Annotated in this window: 5 protein-coding genes; all 5 read right to left on the bottom strand. The window is 64.8% G+C overall.

The window, feature by feature from the left end:
- Positions 1–157 precede the first annotated feature (157 nt).
- Positions 158–1075, bottom strand: a complete 918-nt coding sequence (locus tag J2X54_RS16380; RefSeq protein ID WP_310182061.1) for an NAD(P)/FAD-dependent oxidoreductase — start codon at positions 1073–1075, stop codon at positions 158–160.
- Positions 1050–1514, bottom strand: a complete 465-nt coding sequence (locus tag J2X54_RS16375) for an Rrf2 family transcriptional regulator (protein WP_070250506.1) — start codon at positions 1512–1514, stop codon at positions 1050–1052. The genes J2X54_RS16380 and J2X54_RS16375 overlap by 26 nt, the downstream gene beginning before the upstream one ends.
- Positions 1515–1670: 156 nt before the next feature.
- Positions 1671–3554 carry a glycoside hydrolase family 15 protein gene (locus J2X54_RS16370; protein WP_310182059.1) on the bottom strand — a complete coding sequence of 628 codons (1884 nt, stop codon included), beginning with the start codon at positions 3552–3554 and terminating at the stop codon, positions 1671–1673.
- Entirely contained in the window at positions 3551–4321 is a 771-nt protein-coding gene (gene otsB, locus J2X54_RS16365) for a trehalose-phosphatase (protein ID WP_310182058.1), read from the bottom strand. The genes J2X54_RS16370 and otsB overlap by 4 nt, the downstream gene beginning before the upstream one ends.
- Positions 4321–6609 carry a trehalose-6-phosphate synthase gene (locus J2X54_RS16360; protein ID WP_310182057.1) on the bottom strand — a complete coding sequence of 763 codons (2289 nt, stop codon included), beginning with the start codon at positions 6607–6609 and terminating at the stop codon, positions 4321–4323. The genes otsB and J2X54_RS16360 overlap by 1 nt, the downstream gene beginning before the upstream one ends.
- Between the last annotated feature and the right edge of the window lie 51 nt (positions 6610–6660).

The raw sequence follows: 6660 nt of genomic DNA, 5'->3' as shown, positions 1-6660 counted from the left end.
CGACCGGGTCGTTAAAGCGGTGGCGCAGCGATATCCAGAGAAACGACTAACTAAGAAAGCTTAACTTAGCGGCATTAGGGTCAGTGCCGACATTTAGACACGGGCCCAACAGCCATATGGTTGAGTGCGTGTCCGAATGTCGGCACTGACCCCGAAGTTAGGCGGCTTGTGCGCCGAAGATGGTGAGGCGGTGGGCGGCGACGCCGGCCATGGCGCCGTCGGCCACGGCCATCGCGACGTTGCCGGCGGCGCGGGCCGAGTCGCCGCAAGCGAAGACACCGGCCACGCTGGTGGCCTTCATGGCGTCGGTGCGCACGAACAGGCCGGTCGGGCCCTCTTCCATCTCGCAGCCCAGCTGTTCGGCCAGCGGGCTGCCGCTGTGGGTGCGGCTCACCACGAACAGGCCGGCCATCTCCAGCGCGCGGCCATCGGCCAGTTCCACCGTGGCGTGGCCGCTGATCCGCTTGACTGCCGCAGGTTCGATCGTCACGCCGCGCGCAGCCAGCGCTGCCAGCTGTTCCGGGTCAGGCGCGAACGCCTCGTTGAGGAACAGCGTGACCCGGCCCCAGTCGGGCAGCATCATGGCGTGGTGCATCGACAGCGGCCCGACCGCCATCACGCCGATATGCCCTTGCATCAATTCGTAACCGTGACAGTACGGGCAGTGAAACACGCTCGTACCCCAGCGCTCGGCCAGGCCCGGCAGCGCCGGCAGTTCATCGACCACGCCGGTGGCCAGCACCAGCGCCCGCGCATCGACGCCACGGCCGTCGCTCAAGGTGACGCGAAACCCCTGGTCCAGGCGCGTGGCCTGGGCGGCCGCGCCTGCGAGCCACTGCACGGTGGGATACTTCATCAATTGCTGCTTGCCCTCGGCGGCAATCGCCGCCGCCTCGCGGCCATCCTGACCGAGGAAGCCGTGCGAGTGCTGGGCGTAGCGGTTGCGGCGCTGGCCGGCGTCGATCACCAGCACGCGGCGGCGCGCGCGCGCCAGTTGGGTGGCGGCGGACAGGCCGGCATAACTGCCGCCCACGACGATGACGTCGAACTCAGTCGACAGGTTTTGGATGCTCATGCAGGGTTCCCCGGTGGTTGGCGTAATCGCGATTGAAGCTGGCCGACAGGTCGGCCAGCGTGACGTCCTTGAAACGCTCGATCAGCAGCGCTTCCGCCTCGTCAAAAGCGCTGGCCAGCGCCTGGTTGACGGCCCGCTCGACCAGGCACTGCGGCTGCTCGCTGCGGTTGCCCATGGCGAACACCGTGGGCGAACCCACGGCCTCGTATATGTCGCGCAGCGTGACCGTGTGGAGGTCGCAGGTGATGACCCAGCCGCCGCCGTGGCCCTTGCCGGAACCGACATAGCCGCGCTCGCGCAGGCCGGCCAGCACGCGCCGCACCAGCACCGGGTTGGTATCGAGGAAGCTGGAGAGCTCCTCGGAAGTGAACGGGCGGTTGGCCTGCGCCATGTGCAGCAGCACGTGCAGGATGGAGGATAGTTTGCTGTCTCGTCTCATGTAACTAATGATAGTACATAAAACGAGATCGTGCATGCCAACCGTTAATCTAATAAAAGCGCCTGACAAAACCTTCAGGGCAAGGCGCAGTGCCGAAGACAGTACGAATGTACGGCGAGGCGCTGCAACGCCGCGATGGAGGTTTTTTCAGGCGCGCTAGATCACGCTGTCCCAGGGGGCGGACAGCCGCATTGCGCAGTTGATCAGGCCCACCATCGAATACGTCTGCGGGAAGTTGCCCCACATTTCGCCGGTGACCGGGTGCGTGTCTTCCGACAGCAGGCCCAGGTGATTGCGGGCCTTGAGCATGGTCTCGAAGATCTCGCGCGCTTCTTCCTTGCGGCCGATGCGCGCCAGTGCGTCGATGCGCCAGAAGGTGCAGATGTTGAACGCGGTTTCCGGCTTGCCGAAGTCGTCGGGCGCTTCGTAGCGGCGCATGTACGGGCCGTCGCACAGGGTTTTTTCCAGCGCTTCCACGGTCTTGATGAAGCGCGGATCCATCGGGTCGATGAAGTTCACTTCGGCCATCAACAGCACGCTGGCGTCGAGGTCGCGGCCGCCGAGGCTTTCGACGAACGACTGGCGCTCCTCGCTCCATGCATCGCGCAACAGCGGTTCGCGGATCTGGTCGGCGCGGCCCTGCCAGTACGCGGCGCGCTCCGGCAGTTCGAGCACGTTGGCGATTTTCGACAGGCGGTCGCACGCGGCCCAACTCATCAGCATCGACGACGTGTGCACACGCGCGCGGGTGCGCAGCTCCCACATGCCGGCGTCGGGCTGGTCGTGCACGCGGAAGGCCTGTTCGCCCACGGCTTCGAGCAGCGCGAATTCGGCCACGCCGGCGCGATTCAACAAGCGGTGGTCGAGGAAGGCCTGCGCCGCACCCAGTACCACGTTGCCATACACGTCATGCTGGAAGTGTTCCTGGGCCTGGTTACCCACGCGCACCGGCTTGTGGCCGCGATAGCCGGGCAAGTGGTCGAGCGTCGATTCGGGCAGATGCTCTTCCAGGCCGATGCCGTATAGCGGCTGGATATGGCCGCCCTTGGAGCTTGCCACGATGTTGGAGAGCCAGCGCAGGTACTCTTCCATCGTGCCCACCTCGGACAGGCTGTTCAAAGCACGGACCACGAAGAACGCGTCGCGCAGCCAGCAGAAACGGTAGTCCCAGTTACGCTCGCTGCCGGGCGCCTCGGGAATGCTGGTGGTCATGGCGGCGATGATGGCGCCGGTGTCTTCGTACAGCGACATCTTGAGCGTGATCGCCGCGCGGATCACCACGTCCTGGTACTCGTACGGCAGCGCCAGGCGGCGGCTCCAGTTGCGCCAGTAGTTGATGGTCTCTTTTTCGAAACGGCGGCAGATATCCTCGATGCCTTCGTTGAGCGTCTCGTCCGGGCCCAGCGTGAAGTTCAGCGATTTATTGACCAGGAACCACGACTCCGACAGCAGGTGGCTCAGCGACGCGTCGGTATTGAGGCGCAGCGTCTGCTCCGGTCCCACGTAGCGGATATGGTGGCTGCCACGCGTGATCTGCGGCGTCACACGGCCCCAGTCGAAGCGCGGGCGCACGCGCACGCGGATACGCACCGCGCTGTTGAGGATGCGGATGCGGCGGATCAGCATCAGCGGGCGGAACATGCGGTCGCGGCTCAGAAAGCGCGGCGCGAAGTCGGTGATCTCGATGCCGTGGTTGTCGGCGTCGGTCAGGCGCGTGCGCAGCACGGCGGTGTTGGGATCGTAGAACTGCTCGGTCTTGACACAGTTTTCCAGCTCCACGCTCCACACGCTGCCGTTATCCGAATTATCGAGCAAGGCGTTGAAGACCGGGTCGCCGTCAAAGCGCGGCAGGCAGCACCAGACGATGTTGCCGCTCTTGTCGACCATGGCGTTGTACGAGCAATTGCCGATCACGCCGCAGTTGAGCGACGCTTCGGGCGTGACGGGCGTATTGACGGGGCCGAGCGCGGTCGGGGCGACGGGGATACCGGGTGTGACGGGGGTGCCGGGGGTGCCGGGGGTGCCGGTAGCTGCGGTCATGGCGTGTCTCCTGTGCTGGTGCTATGGTTGGATTGGGCTGCATGGGCAAGCTGCACGTGCAGCGCCTGCGGCGAGTCCAGGCGGCAGCGCGCCGCACTCGGTCCCGCACCCACTTTCACGCCCACGCCGCCCAGCTGCTGGGCGTAGGCGATGCCTGCTTCGTCGGTGGTGTCGTCGCCGACAAACACCGGCAGGCAATTCTTGAACGGTTCTTCCTGCAAAAATTCGGCAACGGCGCTGCCCTTGTTGACGGTCGCCGGTTTCAGCTCGAGCACCATTTTGCCATGCAATAGCACGGTGCCGGGAGAGGCGATCAGCGCCGCTTCCATGGCCTGCTCGCACTGCACGCGCAGGCCCGGGGCCAGGCGGTAATGCAGCGCCAGCGCGCCGCGTTTTTCTTCGAGCAGCAGGCCGTCGTGCGCCAGCACCAGCGCGCGCAGGATCAGCTGCGCGGCGTCGAGCGATGGCGCCTTGGCGATGTGCAGCTGGCCGTTGTAGTCGCGCCGTTCAGCGCCGTGCACGCCGGCCACCGGCAGCTTCAACGGCGCCAGCATGGCGTCGATCTGCGCGATCGGCCGGCCGCTGACAATCGCCAGCCGGCCTTGCAGGCGCTCACGCAGCGTCGCCAGCACCTGCACCAGGCCCGGCGCCACCATTACCGTATCGGGCGTTTCCGCCAGATCGACCAGGGTGCCGTCGAAGTCGAGGAATACCGCGCCATCGAGCCATTCTGCCAGGTCGAACTTTTCCACTTCTGTACTCATCATCAGCCCACCCGGCGCAGGTTGGTGCGGCTATGCGCGCGGATCTTCTGCATCACTTTTTCGCGCTTGCGCAGGCGTGCCGCGTCGAGCAGCATGTGGCCCGCCCAGCGGTACACGTTGAAGCGGCGTACCCGGTCGCGCATGCTGCGCATCCGTTCGACCTGCTCCACCGACGGCATGGTCAGGCCGCGATACAGCGCTTCTGCGCCCTGCTCGATGTGGTACGGGTTGATGATCAGCGCTTCATGCAGTTCGCGCGCGGCACCGGTGAACTGCGACAGCACCAGCGCGCCGTGCTCGTCGTCGCGGGCGGCGATGAACTCTTTTGCCACCAGGTTCATGCCGTCGTGCAGGCTGGTCACCATGCACACTTCGCTGGCGCGGAAGTAGCGCTGCAATTCGTTCTGGTCGTGGTGCTCGATCTTCAGGATGATCGGCAGGTAGCCGTCCTTGCCGTAACGGTCGTTGATCTTGTCGGCCAGCTTGCGCACGCGTTGCTCGAAGTTCATGTACTCCTCGAGATCGGAGCGGCTCGGTGCGGCGATCTGTACGAAGCTGAACTTGCCCACCATGGACGGATGCATTTCCAGCATGCGGTCCACAGCCTGGAAGCGCTCGAGAATACCCTTGGTGTAATCGAGGCGATCGACGCCGAACGCCAGCAGGTGGTCTTGCGGCACGCCCAGGATCTGGCGGATCTCGGTGCGGCACACGTCCACCGGCACGGTGTCCGGGTAGTCGGGCCAGGCGATCGAGATCGGGTAGTCTTCCACCTGCGTCAGTTCATTGCCATACGAGATGGTCGACGCTTCCGGCTCGATGCGGGTTTCCAGGTAGCGGTCCACGGTGTCGAGGAAGTTCTTGCGGTGGAACGGCGTATGGAAACCGAGGATGGTGCTGCCCAACATGCCTTCCAAGATCTCTTCGCGCCACGGGCAGATGCCGAACGACTCCGAGTTGGGCCATGGGATGTGCCAGAACGTGATAATCGTCGCTTTCGGCAGCGCCTCGCGCACCATGCGCGGCAGCAGGGCGAAGTGGTAATCCTGCACCAGCACCACCGGGTTGTCGGTGCGCGCTTCCTTGATCACGGCGTCGGCAAAGCGGCGGTTGACCTTGACGTATTCTTCCCAGTCCGACGAGCGGAACACCGGGCGCACGTGGGCGATATGACACAGCGGCCACAGGCCTTCGTTGGCGAAGCCGTAGTAGTAGCCCTTCTCTTCTTCTTCGGTCAGCCATACGCGGCGCAGCGTGTAGCTCGGATTTTTTGGCGGTACCGGTACATGGTCGTTCTTGTCCACGGTTTCGCGGTCGGCGCTGCCGGCGCCGTGGGCGATCCAGGTGCCGGAGCAGGCGCGCATCACCGCTTCCACCGCGGTGACGAGACCAGAAGCCGGACGGCGTACCTTGACGCTGCCGTCGGCGGCTTTTTCGTGGATGTACGGCTCGCGGTTGGACACCACCAGCACCTGGTCGCCGGCCAGGTCCTGCTGCAGCAGCGCCTTGAGTTTTTCAGGGGCCCAGTCCGAGCCGTTGGCGGTGTAGCTGCCGCCGTCGCTGTGCTGGCGCTCCTGGTGATATTCCTCGAGCAGGCTGCGCAACTCGCCGATCAGCGGCTCCATCTCCGGTGGCGGCGGCGGCGCATCGGGATCGGGCTTGGCGGTGGCGCGCGGAATCAGCTGGCCGCGCAGCACGTCATTGAGGCTGGCCAGCCAGCCGCGCCAGCTCAGGTGCGAGACCAGCAAGGTGATGAAAGCGATCGCCGCCGCCAGCAGTGCAAAGAAACCCAGCACGTACTTGGTGGTCTCGGCGCTGCGGCGCTCGATGAAGCTCATGTCGTGCACCAGGATCAGGCGGCCAAGCTCGGAGCCGGCGTCCATGATCGGCGTTTCGGCCACGTGCACCGGGCCGCGCGGCAATTGCACCAGCGACTTGCGCGCGGTGCCGTCGGCCGGCGCATTCCAGCAGCCCAGCGATTGTGGATAGGTGTAGGTCTTGTACAGCAGCTTGCCCGACGCATCGCAGAAGCCCAGCGCAAATAGGCGCTCGTCCTCGATGGCGCCGTCGAACAGGCGCTTGATGTGGGCGCTGTCGTTGAGCAGCACATCCTCGCGCAGCGGTACCTGCAAGGTGGTAGCCAGCAGCTGCGAGCGGTTGTCGAGGTCGCGCAGCGACCAGCGCAGCGTGAGCTTGTCCATCAGTGGTACGACGATATAGGCAAACAGGCACAACAGTATCGCGAGGGGCAATATGAAGCGTAGGGATAGTTTTACAGAGCGTGACAACATGTAGAAATCCTCTCAGGAGATTGCAGAGTGGCAGTGAATCGCGACATCTTC

This window comes from Duganella sp. 3397, assembly GCF_031456625.1.
Lineage (GTDB): Bacteria > Pseudomonadota > Gammaproteobacteria > Burkholderiales > Burkholderiaceae_D > Rugamonas > Rugamonas phyllosphaerae.
This window is presented reverse-complemented; position numbering and strand designations above follow the sequence as displayed.

Coding starts and splice junctions, on each gene's coding strand:
- J2X54_RS16380 (WP_310182061.1), bottom strand. CDS start 1,075: ATGAGCATCCAAAACCTGTCGACTGAGTTCGACGTCATCGTCGTGGGC.
- J2X54_RS16375 (WP_070250506.1), bottom strand. CDS start 1,514: ATGAGACGAGACAGCAAACTATCCTCCATCCTGCACGTGCTGCTGCAC.
- J2X54_RS16370 (WP_310182059.1), bottom strand. CDS start 3,554: ATGACCGCAGCTACCGGCACCCCCGGCACCCCCGGCACCCCCGTCACA.
- otsB (WP_310182058.1), bottom strand. CDS start 4,321: ATGATGAGTACAGAAGTGGAAAAGTTCGACCTGGCAGAATGGCTCGAT.
- J2X54_RS16360 (WP_310182057.1), bottom strand. CDS start 6,609: ATGTTGTCACGCTCTGTAAAACTATCCCTACGCTTCATATTGCCCCTC.